We start from the raw sequence: 15,224 nt of genomic DNA on the forward strand, positions 1-15,224 counted from the left end.
TCGTCCGGGCGCCGACCGTCATGCAGCCTATCGTCTCGGAGCCCGCGAACCTGCCGAAGCCGCGGCGTCGGCGGGTTCTCCGAGGACTGCGTGGCAGAATTCGAGAGGCCCTCACCTGCCTGTGCGCGCACGCGAGCGTGTCTTCAGGAATTCTGGAAGTAGATGAACGACACACCACGATCCCCCGCACAGGCATCCTCCGGCCGCGTTCGCCGCGCGGTCGGGAAGGGCCGGGAGGTCGTCACGCACACCCTGTCGTCGGCCTGGGACCACTCGATCTTCAGCAAGGCGGCGACGGCGGCCTTCTGGCAGACCCTCTCGCTGCCGCCCTTGGTGCTCGGTCTGCTCGGCAGCCTCGGTTACGTCGGAGGCTGGTTCGGTCCCGACACGGTGGAGATCATCACGTCGAAGACCGTCACCTTCCTCCGCTCGGTCTTCAGCGACAGCGTGGTCGACCAGATCATCGAACCCACCGTCGAGGACGTCCTCCGGCGGGGCCGCGCCGACGTGATGTCGTTGGGCTTCGTGTTGTCGCTGTGGGCAGGATCGTCGGCGATCTCGACATTCGTGGATTCGATCGTCGAAGCGCACCACCAGCAGGACCATCGCCACCCGGTGTGGCAGCGGATCTTCGGCCTGCTCCTCTACGTGGTCTTCCTGATCCTGGCGGTGTTCACGATGCCGCTCGTCGCGCTCGGGCCCACACTGATCGGCCGGTTGCTGCCCGACGCCTGGTTCGACGTCGGCTCACGGATCATCGACACCTTCTACTTCCCCGCGGTGGGCCTGCTCCTGCTGATCGGTCTGACGACCCTGTACAAGGTGGCGCTGCCCAGGTCGCTGCCGTGGCACCGACTGCTCGGCGGCGCGGTCCTGGCCGGGGTGTTCTTCCTCGCGTCGAGCGTGATCCTGCGGTGGTACCTGACGTGGGTCGCGGCAACGGGCTACACCTACGGCGCGCTCGCCGCCCCGATCGCGTTCCTGCTGTTCACGTTCTTCCTGGGTTTCGCCGTGGTCCTCGGAGCCGAGTTCAACGCCACGGTGCAGGAGTTCTGGCCGGCACGCGCCACACGCCTGGAGCAGTGGCGGATCTGGCTCGCCGAGCAGTCGGCACGAGATCCGTCGCCCGACAGCGGGCCGGTGACGAACCTCACTCGCCGGTTGACGGGCTCCACGACGATTCGGCTGTCCGACCTGATCCGGCCCGGGGATCGCCAACCCGAGTCGTGGCCGATCGACGGGAAGCCGACCGAGTCGGATACGGCGACCCACAACGACACGTCTCTGCACGACGACACTGCCTCGTGCGACGAGCACGACGCCACTGCCTCGTGCGACGAGAAGGCCCGGCACGACGACAAGGCCGGGGGATCCGAAGTTCCCCCGGCCGAGACCGAACTTCCGCCGGTGGAGACGCTTCCGCAACAATCACCCGACGCCGCGGCGGACGACGGGGTGTTCCACCAGGTGTCTCAGTCGCCCTTGCGCAAGCCGTCGTAGACTTTCTTGCATTCGGGGCACACCGGCGAGCCGGGCTTCGGCGACCGGGTCACCGGAAAGACCTCACCGCACAGCGCGACCACATGGGTACCCATGACCGCACTCTCGGCGATCTTGTTCTTCTTCACGTAGTGGAAGAACTTCGGGGTGTCGTCGTCGGTCGTTTCGTCGGTGGTGGTATCCGGCCGTTCCTTGATATCCGTGCTCACGTGTCCATGATGCCGCACGGAAGGGCCGGATGCGTATGTGCGTGCGACGGCCCGGCGTGGGAAGGTGGAAGACATGGCGAGAACTCACGGTTTCGGCGGATCCCCCGAGAACGGATCGCCCGACAACCCGGTTCTGATCACCGCGGCGGAGACGTCGCTCGAGGATCAGCACCGAGCACGGGTTCGCAAGTACCTCACCATCATGTCGGTCCGCATCCCCGCCCTGCTGCTGGCGGCGATCGCGTACGGCATATGGGCCAATCCCTGGATCTCGATGGCGATCATCGGGGTGTCGATCCCGCTGCCGTGGATCGCCGTCCTCATCGCCAACGACCGGCCGCCGCGCCGCAAGGACGAACCGAGCCGCTGGGACGGCCGCTTCGACGATGCCCCGGCGATCGAGTCGTCCCGCCACCATGTGATCGACGGCTGAGACGGACCCCGGACGGGACGCTTGCGAGAATGTCGTGGTGGACCGCGACCTTCTTCTGTCTCTCTGCCCGGCTCTGCGCACCGCACTGATCCGGTGCCGCTACGACCTCGACACCGTCCGGGAACTGCTCGGCCCCGAGGCGCACGCCGCCCTCGGGCGCAGCGAACCCGTCCCTGCCCGGCGCATCGCGCGCGGTGCGGGCGATCTCGGCGTGCTCGTGCGGCTGTTCCTCCTCCAGGACACCTGCCCCGAGGACGAGGTCGCGCAGGCTCTCGCTCCGGTGACGACGGAGCAGGCAGTGCAGGCGGGACTCGTCGAACGCGACGGCGACGGCGTGCGGGCCACTCTCGACCTGCGGCCCCTCGACGCCGGGACCGGCAGCCGCTGGGTGCTGTCCGATCTCGACGGCTCGATCCGGCCCGTCCCGACCCGCCCCGATCACGTCCTCGGCGTCGGTCAGGCCTCCCTGTCGCTGCTGCAGGCCACCCCGACCGATCGGGTCGGTTCGGTGCTTGACCTCGGCACCGGTTGCGGAGTGCAGGCCATCCGCGCCGCGGACCACGCGGACGAGGTCACCGCGACCGACATCAATCCCCGCTGCCTGGCCCTGGCCGCCGCGAGCGCCGCGTTGAACGAGATCGACATCGATCTTCTCGAGGGGTCGTGGTTCGAGCCGGTCGCCGGCCGGACCTTCGACCGCATCGTCGCGAATCCGCCGTTCGTGGTGAGCGCCGGACGCGTCGAGCACAGCTACCGCGACTCCGGTCTCGACCTCGACGGCGCCAGCCGCCTCATGATCTCGCAGGCCGCCGAACACCTGAATCCCGGCGGCACCGCCGCGATGCTCGCGTCCTGGGTGCACGTCGAGGGTGAGGACTGGCGGGCCCGCGTCGCATCGTGGTTGCCGTCACACGGCGTCGACGCCTGGATCGTGCAGCGCGATGTCGCCGATCCCGCCCTCTACGTCGGGACGTGGCTGCGCGACGGTGACGCCGATCAACGCGAGCCGGAGGTCGCGGTGCGCGCCGAGCAGTGGCTCGACCACTTCGAGGAGCACGGCGTCGAGGGCGTCGGGTTCGGGTTCGTCTACCTGCGCCGCACCGACCTGCCGTCCGATGTGATGGCCGAGGACCTGCGGCACGCGTTCACCGACGCGCTGGGCGACGAGGCGATCGACTACTTCCGGCGCCTCGACTGGTTGCGTACGCACGAAGTGCTCGACGCCCGCTTCGCGGTGCGGCCCGACACGGCCCTCGAGCGGGTGCACCTGCCCGGTGAGGACGGGTGGGACCAGGTGGTCGCGCGGGTGCATCGCGGTGGCGGTCCGGCCTGGCAGCACGAGGTGGACGACCTCGCGGCCGCCCTGCTCGGCGGCATGCGCGCCGACGGCCTGCCGCTCGGGGATCTCGTGTCGCTGCTCGCGGCCGCGCACGGCGAGGACGAGGACGACCTCCTCGCGCAGGCGGTGGGCCTCGTGCACGGGTTGGTGCGGCACGGGCTGATCGAGCCCGCCTGACCCCCTTCGGGGCGTTCCTGAGGTTCCACGATTCGGTTCTCTCAGCAACTTCTCAGGAGCTCATCGGGTTAGTGCAGGTCAGCGCGGTGGTACTCGGAGACCGACGGGAACTCCACCGCTTCGCCGGTCGTTGAACCCTGTGAGACACCACCGATGAGGAGGCACGTCATGGCACGCCCCGAAACCACCGCTCGCTTCGATTCCGACCTCGACGGTCAGAGCCCCGCAGCCGATCTCGTTCGCGTCTACCTGAACGGTATCGGACGGACTGCTCTGCTCACCGCAGCCGACGAGGTGGAACTGGCCAAGCGGATCGAGGCCGGCCTGTATGCCAAGCACCTGCTCGAGACGAAGAAGCGTCTGTCGGCCGCGAAGAAGCGCGATCTCGCGATCATCGTCCGCGAAGGACAGGCCGCTCGCAGCCACCTGCTCGAGGCCAACCTGCGCCTCGTCGTCTCGCTGGCGAAGCGTTACACCGGACGCGGTATGCCCCTGCTGGACCTCATCCAGGAGGGCAACCTCGGCCTGATCCGTGCGATGGAGAAGTTCGACTACGCGAAGGGCTTCAAGTTCTCGACCTACGCGACGTGGTGGATCCGTCAGGCCATCACCCGCGGCATGGCCGACCAGAGCCGCACCATCCGGCTCCCCGTCCACCTCGTCGAACAGGTCAACAAGCTCGCCCGCATCAAGCGTGAGCTGCACCAGCAGCTCGGCCGCGAGGCGACCGACGAGGAACTCGCCAACGAGTCGGGTATCCCCGTCGAGAAGATCGCCGACCTGCTCGATCACAGCCGCGACCCGGTGAGCCTCGACATGCCCGTCGGCAACGACGAGGAGGCCCCGCTGGGCGACTTCATCGAGGACGCCGAGGCGACGTCCGCCGAGACCGCGGTCATCGCCGGCCTCCTGCACAGCGACGTCCGGAGCGTCCTCGCGACGCTCGACGAGCGCGAACAGCAGGTCATCCGGCTGCGCTACGGACTCGACGACGGCCAGCCCCGCACCCTCGATCAGATCGGCAAGCTCTTCGGGCTCTCCCGTGAGCGTGTCCGCCAGATCGAACGCGAAGTGATGGCCAAGCTCCGCGAAGGCGACCGCGCCGAGCGCCTTCGCGCCTACGCCAGCTGACCGGGCGCGTCAGCGGTATCCGATCCCCGAGAACCGGGCTGGGTTCTCGGGGATCGTTGCTGTCCGGGGCCTGTTCGGTGAGACGTCCACCAGGCCGCCGTCAGCGCAGACGGCGCGGGCCGAGGTCGAGAGGGTGCGGTTCGGGCCCGATCCGCACATGGGCGTCGGTGAGTTCGGCTCCCACCACCGAGGCCAGCACCGGCTCGCACACCAGCTCGCGCACCTCGGGAAGGTCGTCGGCGAGCGCCGAGATCCGCTGGACGAAATCGACGAGTGCCGGCTTGTTCACCGGCGCGGCGTTGCGGTAGCCCGACAGCAACGGCGCCGCCTTCGGAGCGTCGATCAGCTCGACCGCCTCGTCCTCCGTGAGCGGCAGGACCCGGTAGGCCCGATCACCGAGCAGATCGGAGATCACACCGGCGAGACCGAACGAGATGAGCGAACCGAACGACGGGTCGTCCTGCACACGGATCGCGCACCCGATGCCCTTGTGGGCCATCCGCTGCACGTGCATCAACGGCTCCCCCGACACCGCGGCCAGGTCGCGATAGGCGATCCGCACCGAATCCGCGTCGACGAGATCGAGCCGGACACCGCTCAGGTCGGGCCGGTGCCGCCACTGGGCACCGGTGGCCTTGACCGCCACGGGGAAACCGATCTCCTCCGCCGCAGCGACCGCCTCCTCCTCGGTGGTGACGGCGCGGAAGTCCGCGACCTCGACCCCGTAGCAGGACAGCAGCAGCGCCGCCTCGGTGTCCGACAGGTAGCGGCCCTCGGGTGTCGTTTCGAGCCAGCCGTCCACGAGCCCGCGGGCGCGTTCGGGGTCGATGCCCGCCGGCCGCACGACCTGCGAGGGCGGACGACTGCGCCACTTCGCGTACCGCCAGGCCCGTCCCAGGGCGAGCGCGGCCCGTTCCGGACCGGGATAGGACGGCACGGATCCGCGCGTCGGGTTGCCGTCCGGCCCGCGTACGGCCAGCACGTCGGGAATACCCTCGGTCGCCAGAAAGGTCGTGACCACGGGCTTCTCCGACCCTGCGACGGCGTCGCGCAGGGCCTGGGCGTAGGGCTGGACGTCGACGGCGACCGGCGGGACGAAGACCGCGATCACCGAGTCGACGTCGGGTGAGTCGAGCGCCTTCGCGACGGCCTCGGCGAACTCCTCCGGCGACGCCTGCGCGCCGAGATCCACCGCGTCCGGTGCCTGCAGGCCCTGGCCCCGGGCGGCGTCGACGGCGAGCAGGCCCAGCGCGGTGGAGTTGCCGACCACGGCGACGCGGGGACCGGCGGGCAGCGGCTGGTAACCGAACAGCAGCGCCGAGTCGAAGAGCTGGCCGATCGACTCGACCTGGACGACACCGGCCTGCTCGAACAGGTATCGCACGATGGTGTCGTCCATCTCCCCCGTCCGGGCGGCGAGCGCCGGCGGCACCGCGTGGCGGCCGCTCTTGACGGCGACGATCGGTTTGCTGCGCGCCACCCGCCGCGCGATGCGCGAGAACTTGCGTGGGTTGCCGAAGCTCTCCAGGTACAGCAGCACCACTTCGGTGGCGGGATCGGTGTCCCAGTACTGCAGCAGGTCGTTGCCGGACAGGTCGGCGCGGTTACCGGCCGAGACGAAGGACGACAGCCCGACCCCCGTCTTGGCGGCCTCGTCGAGGATCGCGATGCCGAGGGCACCGGACTGGCAGAAGAAGCCGACGTTGCCGGCGGCCGGGAGCACGGGTGCGAGGGTCGCGTTGAGCCGGATGGCGGGATCGTTGTTGGCGACACCGAGAGCGTTCGGCCCGATGAGCCGCATACCGTGCGACCGAGCGGCCAGTGTGAGCCGCCGCTCGGCGTCGCGGCCCTCCGGTCCGGTCTCGCCGAAACCGGACGAGACGACGAGCAGCGCCTTGACGCCCTTGGCGAGGCAGTCGTCGAGCACCGAGTCGATCGATTCGGCGGGCACGGCGGCGACGGCGAGGTCGATCTCGTCGGGGATGTCGCGGACGGTCGGGTAGGCGCGGACACCCCGGACGGACCGGTGTTCGGCGTTGACCGGGTAGACGGGCCCGGTGAATCCGCTGCGCAGCATGTTCACCAGCACGGCGTTGCCCACCTTGCGGCTGTCGGTGGACGCACCAATGACGGCGACGCTGCCGGGACCGAGGATGTTGCGCACGCTGCGCGCCTCGGCGGCGCGTTCGCGGGCGTTGCGGACCGAGACCAGGGCCTCGGTGGGGTCGATCGCGAACTCGAGCCGGACGACTCCCCCTTCGAAACTACGGCTGACCTGGTAACCGGCCTCCCGGAAGACCGTGATCATGTGCCGGTTCTCGGCGAGGACCTCGGCGACGAAGGTGTGCAGTCCGTTCTCGGCGGCCGCGCCGGCGAGATGTTCGAGCAGGATCGGACCGAGACCGCGGCCCTGGTGGGCGTCGGCGACGGTGAAGGCCACCTCGGCGGAGAGACCGTCGCCCTCGTGCGAGAGTCCCTCGTACCGCCCGACGGCGATGATCTCGTCGCCGAGCACCGCGACGAACGCCACCCGGGACCTGTGGTCGACGACCGTGAAGTTGAACAGGTCCTTCTTCGAGATCGTCGGGTACGGACCGAAGTACCGCAGATAGCGGGTGCGTTCGGACAGCTTGCTGTGGAAGGCGACGATCCCGTCGGCGTCCTCCGGGACGATGGGCCGCAGGTGCACGACACCGCCGTCCGAGGCCAGCACGTCGGCGACCCAGTGCCGCGGATAGTTGCGGGCGCGCGCCAGCGCCGCCTCGCGCGCAGGGTCGGTCTCCCCGGTCGGCCCGGCGCCCTGCGCGGGAGTCGCCCCCGCCGCAGACGCGGAGTCCGGTGCCGCCGAAGGATTCTGCCGGTCAGTCACGGGGATCCTCCGGGTCCAGGCCGAGCATCGGGAAGGCCGCCCGCCTCGTGGCGATGATCGCCGAATCGATGCGGGTCAGTGCACGGTCCAGGGACGCAATGCCCGTCTCCGGTGTGCCGCCGGGTCCGTCCCACGGCAGGTACGAGACGTCGGAGCCCTCCCCCATGACGGTGGGCAGTTCGACGCTCGGAGCGAGAGCGCCGACGCGCTCGCTCCAGTCCGCCGGGACGGGGGTGCTCAGGTCGATCTCGCGGTCCAACGCCGCGGCGATCAGGTGGGTCCACGCCCGGGGCACCACCCGCACGAGGCCGTAACCGCCGCCGCCCACGGCGAGCCAGCGGCCCTCGCAGTAGCGGTCGGCGAGATCGCGCATCGCGAGATACGACGCGCGCTGGCCGTCGACGGTCAGGGAGAGGTCGGCCAGGGGGTCCTCGCGGTGGCTGTCGGCACCGCATTGGCTGATGAGGATCTGGGGGCGGAACGCCGCGACCGCGCCCGGTACGACGGCGTGGAAGGCGCGCAACCACAACGCGTCCACGGTGCCCGGCAGCACCGGCAGATTGATCGCGGTGCCCTCGGCCGGACCCGAACCGACCTCGCTGGACCAGCCGGTGTTGGGCCACAACGTCGCGGGATGCTGGTGCAGGGAGATGGTCAGGACGCGGGGATCGCCGAGGAAGGCGTGCTGCACACCGTCGCCGTGGTGGGCGTCGACATCGATGTAGGCGATGCGGTCGTAGCCGTGGTCGAGCAGCCACGAGATCGCGATGGCGGCGTCGTTGTAGACGCAGAATCCGGCAGCCCAGTCGGCCATCGCGTGATGCATCCCGCCCCCGATGCTCACCGCGCGGCGGGCCCGGCCGCTCGCGATCTCGCGTGCGGCTGCGAGGGTCCCCCCGGCGAGCGTCGCGCTGGCCTCGTGCATGCGGGGGAAGATCGGGTTGTCCTCGGTGCCGAGACCGTGGGGCGCGTCGGCCGGAGGCGCCGCTCCCTCGGGGGCGGAGCCCGCGCGCTTGACCGCGTCGACGTAGGAGGCGGTATGGATGCGCAGCAGATCGGTGTCGTCCGCAGGGGACGGGCGGACCGTCTCGACACCTTCGAGGAGACCGAGACTGCGGGACAGCGCCATGGTGAGATCGAGGCGCGTGGGATTCATCGGATGTGTCGGACCCCACCGGTAATCGAGGTAGTCGGGGCTCCACACCACTATCCGATCGCCGCTCAGCTGTGTCGTACCGCCCGCCGCGGTGGAGCTCGTGGTCATGGACACAGACGCTACTGGTCCACCCACGGACATGCGAGCCTCGGAGGGCGCCCCCACCGTCCTGTTCGCACGGTTAGAATCGGCCCAGACGAAGGGGTGTGAGAGTGAAGGACCTGGTCGATACAACGGAGATGTATCTCCGGACCATCTACGACTTGGAAGAGGAAGGCGTGGTGCCGCTGCGCGCGCGTATCGCCGAGCGCCTCGAACAGAGCGGACCGACGGTCAGCCAGACCGTGGCCCGTATGGAACGCGACGGCCTGCTCCGGGTCGCCGGCGACCGCCACCTGCAGCTCACCGAGAAGGGCCGCGACCTCGCGGTCTCGGTCATGCGCAAGCACCGGCTCGCGGAACGGCTTCTCGTGGACGTGATCGGTCTCGACTGGGAGAACGTGCACGCCGAGGCGTGCCGCTGGGAACACGTGATGAGCGAGGAGGTCGAGCGCCGCCTCGTGGAGGTGCTCAACAACCCGACCACCTCCCCCTACGGCAACCCGATCCCGGGACTGGCCCAGCTCGGTCTCGACCGCACGGCGGTCCTCGACGAGAAGCTGGTGCGGTTGACGGAGATCCCGCACGGCAAGCCGACCGCGGTCGTGGTGCGCCGGCTCGCGGAGTACGTCCAGTCCGACCCCGAGGTCATCGCGCGGCTGCGTGAGGCCGGTGTGGTCCCCGACGCGCGGGTTACAGTCGAGACGCGACCGGGCTCGGTGTCCATCACCGTGGCCGGTCACGACAGCTTCGAGCTTTCCGACGAGATGGCCCACGCCGTGCAGGTGAAGCAGGTCTGACCCAGACCCCTTTTCGCATGTCCGGTACGGGCATGCGAAAAGGGGATGTCCAGCGTGAGACTTCTGGTGACCGGCGGCGCCGGCTATGTGGGCAGCGTGTGCACGACCGTGTTGCTCGAGCAGGGCCACGACGTCGTGGTCGTCGACGACCTGTCCACCGGCAACGCCGGGGCGGTGCCCACCGGTGCCGAGTTCGTCGAGGGCGACATCGCGGCCGTCGCCGACGAACTGCTCTCCGGATCCCGTTTCGACGGCGTCCTCCACTTCGGTGCACAGTCGCTGGTCGGCGAGTCGGTGGAGTTCCCCGAGAAGTACTGGCAGGGCAACGTGGTGACCACCCTCGCCCTGCTCGAGGCCATCCGCCGCTCGGGCACCCCGCGGTTGGTGTTCTCCTCCACCGCCGCGACCTACGGCGAACCCGAGAGCGTGCCGATCACCGAGGACGCACCCACCCGGCCGACCAACCCGTACGGTGCGTCGAAGCTCGCCATCGATCACGCGATCTCGTCGTACGCGCACGCCCACGGTCTCGCGGCGACGAGCCTGCGGTACTTCAACGTCGCCGGCGCCTACGGCGGTGCCGGGGAGAACCGGGTCGTCGAGACGCATCTGATCCCGCTGGTACTGCAGGTCGCTCTCGGTGTGCGCGATCACATCTCGGTCTTCGGCACCGACTGGCCGACCAAGGACGGCACCGCGGTGCGCGACTACATCCACGTCAAGGATCTCGCCGACGCCCACGTACTGGCACTGACGAAGTCCGAGCCCGGCCGCCACGGCATCTACAACCTCGGAAGCGGAGAGGGTTTCACCGTCCGCGAGGTCATCTCGGCGTGCGAGCGGGTCACGGGCCTCCCGATCGCTGCGGTCGACGCGCCGCGCCGCGCCGGTGATCCGGCCGTGCTCATCGCCTCGAGCAGCCGCGCGATCTCCGAGCTCGGATGGAACCCCCAGCACACCGATCTCGACGAGATCGTCTCCGATGCGTGGGAGTTCACCCGGTCCCTCGGCGACCGTCTGCACGCCGCTCGACGCTGATCGAGCGCACCACTCCGGTTCAGGACGGTTCGTCGCCGCGCGGCAGTTCGAGTCCCAGCCGCGCCGCGATCTCGTGTCCGGTCTCCGCGAGGCCGCGGATCGACTCGGGACGCAGTCCCGCCTGCAGGGCCTGGTCGAGCAGATCCGAAAGCCGGTGGCGGGGATCGGATTCGAGGGCCGCTGCGAGCGCAACCCCGGCGAGCGGACCGTCGCCGCGCACGTAGGCACCGAAGCCGACGAGCGCGGCGGCATCGGCCCGCTCGGGATCGGGCAGAGCTCGAGCGAGCTCGGTCCACAGACGCTCCGCCGGCCGCGCGAGCGGTCCGGTCGCGAGTCCCATGGCGGCGTCCCGCACCGTGCGGTTGGCGAGCAGGACGGCCAGCTCGGCGATGTCGGACGCGCTGGGATCCGTTCCGGCGGCGTACGTCTCGATGTGCGCGAGCACGGTCTCGAGTTCGAGACGGTCGGCGCGTTCGCCGCCGCCCTCACGGGCACAGCGTTCGTACTCGCGGTCGCGGGTCTCGACGACCTCGTCGATGCACCGCGCGACCTCCTGCCGCACCGCCGGCGGATACGGCGCGAGCAGCGCGGCGAGTTCGGTGCGGGAGCCGCGGATCGGGCTGCCCTCGAACACCCGGGCCGCCGCGACCACCGAGGACCCGGGATCGGCCACCCTGCCGGTGATGTCCTGGCCGGGCACGAACCAGGTCGCTCCGCCGGTGATCTCCGGAAGCGCGTACACCCCCGCCAGGTCGATGCCGACGGCGTCGAGATGATCGGCGAAGTCGTCGACGAGCCTGCACAGGTCGGCGATCACCGGATCGTGCCGGTCGGCGAGATCGTCGTCGACGAGAACGGCCACCACCGATTCCGCGCCCTCGCGGGCACAGACGGCGCAGAAGCGCCGGAACGCCGCGCGCATGAGCTCGGGGACGGGTTCCCCCGGCCGGGGCAGGACGAGGTCGTGTCGCATCACCGCGCCGATGCTCGCCACCCTGCCGTTCGGGCGGGTCGGGGCGTCTCCGGTCGGGGTCAGGCACATCACGACGATCGAGCGCGTCGGCGGGAAGCCCATCAGTGCGGGCAGGGCAGCGATGACGTCACCGACATCGGTGAGACGGAGCGGATGCGACGACGAAGGCGTGGAAGTTGTCATGCGCCGACCGTGGCCCATCGGTCCGAACGACAAGCGGCGCCGGAGGCCGTTCCGGGGTCTTCTGGGGATGAACCGGCCGGCTGTGGACAACTCCGCGAGCGGCACCGCGATCGGATGCCGGACGGGCGATCCCGTCGGCAGGCGCTGTTAGGGTGCGCGCCCGGCCCCCGTCAGGGACGGGCGGCGAAGTCGACGGCCTCCCGGAACACGCGGTCGAGATTGTCGGTGTCGGGCGCCGCCGCATCGAAGGACATGTACGTGACCGTCACACGCACGTCCTCGATCTGCGCGATCCGCGTGGCCATCGACTGGGTCATGCCGCCCGATCCCCGACCGGAGTCGACCGTGCGGGTCAGGGCCAGCGTCCCGGCTCCGTCGAGGGGCGCAGCGGGATCGTCGCCCAGGACGGTCGAGACGGTCGAGGTGATGCCCCGCACGGTGGCGTCCACCTGCGAGCATTCCGTCAGATAGGTGCGGTACTCGGCGAGGTCCGGAGCAGGCCGGGTGACCTCGACGCTGATCGTCGCGCGACTGGCGTTGTCGGTACCGACCACCATGGCGGTGCTCTCGGGGCCGTAATCCTGCGCGGGCGGCAGACATCCGCCCGGATCGACCCTCGAGCCGGGCTGGATCCCGGTCAGGTCGGGCGCCGCCTGCGCCACCGCCTCCGGTGGGAGGACCACCGCGACGTACGGTTCGGGAAACCGTTCGGGGGGAAGCACCAGTTCGCCCGGTGCCCGGACGATCGCGGGCGCAGGCGCAGGCGCGGACGCGGTTCCTGTCAGGGCTGCCGGTTCGGGCCGGGGGTCGCCGGAGACGGTCTGGGAGCAGGCGGATGCGAGCATCAGGCACGCGGCCGCCACCACGCTCCGGCCGGCCGATGCGCGGCGCCTCGGACGAGTATCGCGTCGGGTCATCCGAACCTCCCTCGGTCGTCGACGTCGGGCAGGGTGTGCGCCCCGGAATCGGTCGTCGTGGCGTCAATTAGACTCGAACACCACCATGCCACGTCGGGTGACCCCGGCGGAGATGCCGAGACTGAGTGTGATCGGAGTGGTTCGCAGATGGACGAGCAGTCCCGCATGTACGAGCTGGAATTCCCGGCTCCGCAGCTCACCTCCCCGGACGGTGAGGGGCCCGTCCTCGTGCACGGTCTCGAAGGGTTCGCCGACGCGGGACACGCGGTGCGCCTGGCGACCACGCACCTGCGCGAGAACTTGGAGACCGAACTCGTCGCGTCGTTCGCCGTCGACGAACTGATCGACTACCGGTCGCGTCGGCCGCTCATGACGTTCAAGGCCGACCACTTCTCGGACTACGCCGAGCCCGAACTGAACCTGTACGCGCTCATCGATGAGGCCGGCACCCCGTTCCTACTGCTCGCGGGTGCTGAGCCGGATCTGAAGTGGGAGCGTTTCATCACCGCGGTGCGGTTGCTCGCCGAGCAGTTCGGGGTGCGGCGGACCATCGGACTCAACGCGATCCCCATGGCGATCCCGCACACCCGGCCGTTGGCGGTCACCGCGCACTCGACGAACAAGGACCTCATCGCGGGGCACCACCGTTGGTCGGGCGAGCTCCAGGTGCCCGCGGGAGTGTCGTCGCTGCTCGAATACCGCATGGGCCAGCACGGGCACGAGTCCGTAGGCTTCTCCGTGCACGTGCCGCACTATCTCGCCCAGACCGACTATCCGGCGGCCGCCGAGACGCTGCTGACGAACGTCGCAGAGGTCGGCGGCCTCGAGCTGTCTCTGCAGGCGCTCGGTGAGGCCGCGGCGCGGGTGCGGGAGCAGATCGACGAGCACATCGAGGACAATGCCGAGGTCCTCGGCGTCGTGCACGCGCTCGAGCGGCAATACGACAGCTACGTCGCCGCCCAGGAACAGCAGACCTCTCCCCTGCCGACCGACGAGAGTCTGCCGACGGGTGAGGAGATCGGGGCGGAGTTCGAGCGGTTCCTCGCCGAATACGACCGGCGCGGCGCCGGTCCCGGCGGCGATCTCCCCGGTCCGGACGACGGAAGAACCGGCGACGGCGGATTCGGCGAGTTCGACCCGGACGACGGGGACGATTCCGCTTCGCGTTGACACCACGGCGGGTTCGCCGGATGTTTCATGATCATCACAATCGTCGTTGTCGACGTCACATACAGACATGTACGCTTCGGCGACATGCCACAGTGGTAGTCGTGTCCGGTTCTCGGCCACGGGTCGGGCAGCCTGACTACCACCACGCGATCACCGACGTCGCAGGAGACGCTCATGGTTCCACCGCGCGCCCGGACGCTCCGCCCGGTTCCGGACAACGAACCCCGCATCGTGTTCCGCACGATCCACGGTTACCGACGCGCGTTCCGCCTGGCCGGAAGCGGTCCCGCACTGCTGCTCGTACACGGAATCGGTGACGACTCGTCGACCTGGCAGGACGTGATCCCGCACCTGGCGGAGAAGTACACCGTGATCGCCCCCGACCTGCTCGGGCACGGTCGATCCGACAAGCCGCGGGCCGACTACTCGGTGGCCGCCTACGCGAACGGTATGCGCGACCTGCTGTCGGTCCTCGGGATCGAATCGGTCACGGTGATCGGCCATTCGCTCGGCGGCGGGGTGGCGATGCAGTTCGCCTACCAGTTCCCGCACATGGTCGAGCGTCTGGTGCTCGTCGCGTCCGGCGGGGTCACCAAGGACGTCCATCTTGCCCTGCGGCTGATCTCGGTGCCGATCGTCAGCGAAGCGCTGCGGGTCCTGCGACTGCCCGGGGCGATGCCCGTCCTGCGCGCTGCCGGCGCGATGCTGAACCGGGTCAACGGATCGCCACTGAGGCCCGGTGCCCTGCTGCACGACACCTCGGATCTGGTGCGCGTGCTGGGGAACCTCCCCGACCCCACGGCCTACGAAGCGTATCTGCGCACGCTGCGCGCGGTGGTCGACTGGCGTGGTCAGGTGGTGACCATGCTCGACCGCTGTTATCTGACGGAGAACCTTCCCGTCCAGCTCATCTGGGGCGATCACGACAGCGTCATCCCCATCGCCCACGCCTATCTCGCGCATTCGGCCATGCCCGGTTCACGTCTCGAGATCTTCCGGGGCTCCGGCCACTTCCCGTTCCGCGACGACCCGCTGCGCTTCCTGCGGGTGGTCGAGAACTTCCTGGAGACCACCGCTCCCCTGGAGTTCGACCTCGACCGCTGGCGCCGGCTCCTCGTGTCGGGCGTGAGCGAGTCGCAGATCAGCGGTGGCCCGGAGACCCGCATGGCGGTGCTCGGCGCGATGGGTTCGGACGAGCGCAGCGCCACCTGACCTGAACTCGACCCAGGG

The 15,224-nt window shown here is 69.7% G+C and carries 13 protein-coding genes; 8 read left to right on the top strand and 5 right to left on the bottom strand.

Features of this window, described 5'->3' with window-relative positions:
* The first annotated feature begins 162 nt into the window (after positions 1-162).
* Positions 163-1,500, top strand: a complete 1,338-nt coding sequence (locus B9C99_RS13325; RefSeq protein WP_088898200.1) for a YihY/virulence factor BrkB family protein — start codon at positions 163-165, stop codon at positions 1,498-1,500.
* On the opposite strand, the gene B9C99_RS13330 is transcribed toward B9C99_RS13325, so the two are convergent.
* A complete protein-coding gene (locus B9C99_RS13330; RefSeq protein WP_006551335.1) occupies positions 1,473-1,709 on the bottom strand; it encodes a DUF3039 domain-containing protein in 237 nt (78 codons plus the stop codon). The genes B9C99_RS13325 and B9C99_RS13330 overlap by 28 nt on opposite strands.
* Before the next feature lie 73 nt (positions 1,710-1,782).
* Here B9C99_RS13330 and B9C99_RS13335 point away from each other — a divergent pair, with 73 nt between their 5' ends.
* From B9C99_RS13335 to B9C99_RS13345, 3 genes are all read left to right on the top strand, one after another.
* Entirely contained in the window at positions 1,783-2,142 is a 360-nt protein-coding gene (locus B9C99_RS13335) for a DUF3099 domain-containing protein (RefSeq protein ID WP_026061236.1), read from the top strand.
* A 37-nt stretch (positions 2,143-2,179) separates the two neighbouring features.
* The gene (locus B9C99_RS13340; protein ID WP_088898201.1) at positions 2,180-3,658 is read left to right on the top strand and encodes a methyltransferase; all 1,479 of its coding nucleotides are present in this window, start codon (positions 2,180-2,182) and stop codon (positions 3,656-3,658) included.
* A 168-nt stretch (positions 3,659-3,826) separates the two neighbouring features.
* On the top strand, positions 3,827-4,789 hold the full coding sequence (locus B9C99_RS13345) for a sigma-70 family RNA polymerase sigma factor (protein ID WP_016692730.1): 963 nt from the start codon (positions 3,827-3,829) through the stop codon (positions 4,787-4,789).
* Between the two features lie 100 nt (positions 4,790-4,889).
* On the opposite strand, the gene B9C99_RS13350 is transcribed toward B9C99_RS13345, so the two are convergent.
* Both B9C99_RS13350 and B9C99_RS13355 read right to left on the bottom strand, forming a co-directional pair.
* Complete coding sequence (locus B9C99_RS13350) at positions 4,890-7,544, bottom strand: bifunctional GNAT family N-acetyltransferase/acetate--CoA ligase family protein (protein ID WP_088898247.1); 2,655 nt, start codon at positions 7,542-7,544, stop codon at positions 4,890-4,892.
* A gap of 106 nt (positions 7,545-7,650) precedes the next feature.
* Entirely contained in the window at positions 7,651-8,922 is a 1,272-nt protein-coding gene (locus B9C99_RS13355) for an acetoin utilization protein AcuC (protein WP_088898202.1), read from the bottom strand.
* Between the two features lie 104 nt (positions 8,923-9,026).
* Between B9C99_RS13355 and B9C99_RS13360 the strand changes: the two genes are divergently transcribed.
* On the top strand, positions 9,027-9,713 hold the full coding sequence (locus B9C99_RS13360) for a metal-dependent transcriptional regulator (RefSeq protein ID WP_016692727.1): 687 nt from the start codon (positions 9,027-9,029) through the stop codon (positions 9,711-9,713).
* 45 nt (positions 9,714-9,758) lie between these two features.
* The gene (gene galE, locus B9C99_RS13365) at positions 9,759-10,751 is read left to right on the top strand and encodes a UDP-glucose 4-epimerase GalE (RefSeq protein WP_172414945.1); all 993 of its coding nucleotides are present in this window, start codon (positions 9,759-9,761) and stop codon (positions 10,749-10,751) included.
* Between the two features lie 19 nt (positions 10,752-10,770).
* On the opposite strand, the gene B9C99_RS13370 is transcribed toward galE, so the two are convergent.
* The gene (locus B9C99_RS13370) at positions 10,771-11,907 is read right to left on the bottom strand and encodes a DUF4192 domain-containing protein (RefSeq protein WP_088898203.1); all 1,137 of its coding nucleotides are present in this window, start codon (positions 11,905-11,907) and stop codon (positions 10,771-10,773) included.
* A gap of 170 nt (positions 11,908-12,077) precedes the next feature.
* The gene (locus tag B9C99_RS13375; RefSeq protein WP_172414950.1) at positions 12,078-12,752 is read right to left on the bottom strand and encodes a sensor domain-containing protein; all 675 of its coding nucleotides are present in this window, start codon (positions 12,750-12,752) and stop codon (positions 12,078-12,080) included.
* Between the two features lie 219 nt (positions 12,753-12,971).
* Between B9C99_RS13375 and B9C99_RS13380 the strand changes: the two genes are divergently transcribed.
* Together B9C99_RS13380 and B9C99_RS13385 are read left to right on the top strand one after the other, a co-directional pair.
* Positions 12,972-13,994 (top strand): proteasome assembly chaperone family protein, encoded by a 1,023-nt coding sequence (locus B9C99_RS13380; protein WP_088898205.1) that lies wholly within the window; start codon positions 12,972-12,974, stop codon positions 13,992-13,994.
* Between the two features lie 174 nt (positions 13,995-14,168).
* Positions 14,169-15,206, top strand: a complete 1,038-nt coding sequence (locus tag B9C99_RS13385) for an alpha/beta hydrolase (protein ID WP_006551325.1) — start codon at positions 14,169-14,171, stop codon at positions 15,204-15,206.
* Positions 15,207-15,224 lie beyond the last annotated feature (18 nt).

This window comes from Rhodococcus sp. BUPNP1 (assembly GCF_002215235.1).
GTDB lineage: Bacteria > Actinomycetota > Actinomycetes > Mycobacteriales > Mycobacteriaceae > Rhodococcus.

What these genes read in the sequence shown, in the direction of transcription:
- B9C99_RS13375 (WP_172414950.1), bottom strand. Translation starts at nt 12,752, where the DNA reads ATGCTCGCATCCGCCTGCTCCCAGACCGTCTCCGGCGACCCCCGGCCC.
- B9C99_RS13385 (WP_006551325.1), top strand. Translation starts at nt 14,169, where the DNA reads ATGGTTCCACCGCGCGCCCGGACGCTCCGCCCGGTTCCGGACAACGAA.
- B9C99_RS13345 (WP_016692730.1), top strand. Translation starts at nt 3,827, where the DNA reads ATGGCACGCCCCGAAACCACCGCTCGCTTCGATTCCGACCTCGACGGT.
- galE (WP_172414945.1), top strand. Translation starts at nt 9,759, where the DNA reads ATGTCCAGCGTGAGACTTCTGGTGACCGGCGGCGCCGGCTATGTGGGC.
- B9C99_RS13325 (WP_088898200.1), top strand. Translation starts at nt 163, where the DNA reads ATGAACGACACACCACGATCCCCCGCACAGGCATCCTCCGGCCGCGTT.
- B9C99_RS13380 (WP_088898205.1), top strand. Translation starts at nt 12,972, where the DNA reads ATGGACGAGCAGTCCCGCATGTACGAGCTGGAATTCCCGGCTCCGCAG.
- B9C99_RS13335 (WP_026061236.1), top strand. Translation starts at nt 1,783, where the DNA reads ATGGCGAGAACTCACGGTTTCGGCGGATCCCCCGAGAACGGATCGCCC.
- B9C99_RS13355 (WP_088898202.1), bottom strand. Translation starts at nt 8,922, where the DNA reads ATGACCACGAGCTCCACCGCGGCGGGCGGTACGACACAGCTGAGCGGC.
- B9C99_RS13370 (WP_088898203.1), bottom strand. Translation starts at nt 11,907, where the DNA reads ATGACAACTTCCACGCCTTCGTCGTCGCATCCGCTCCGTCTCACCGAT.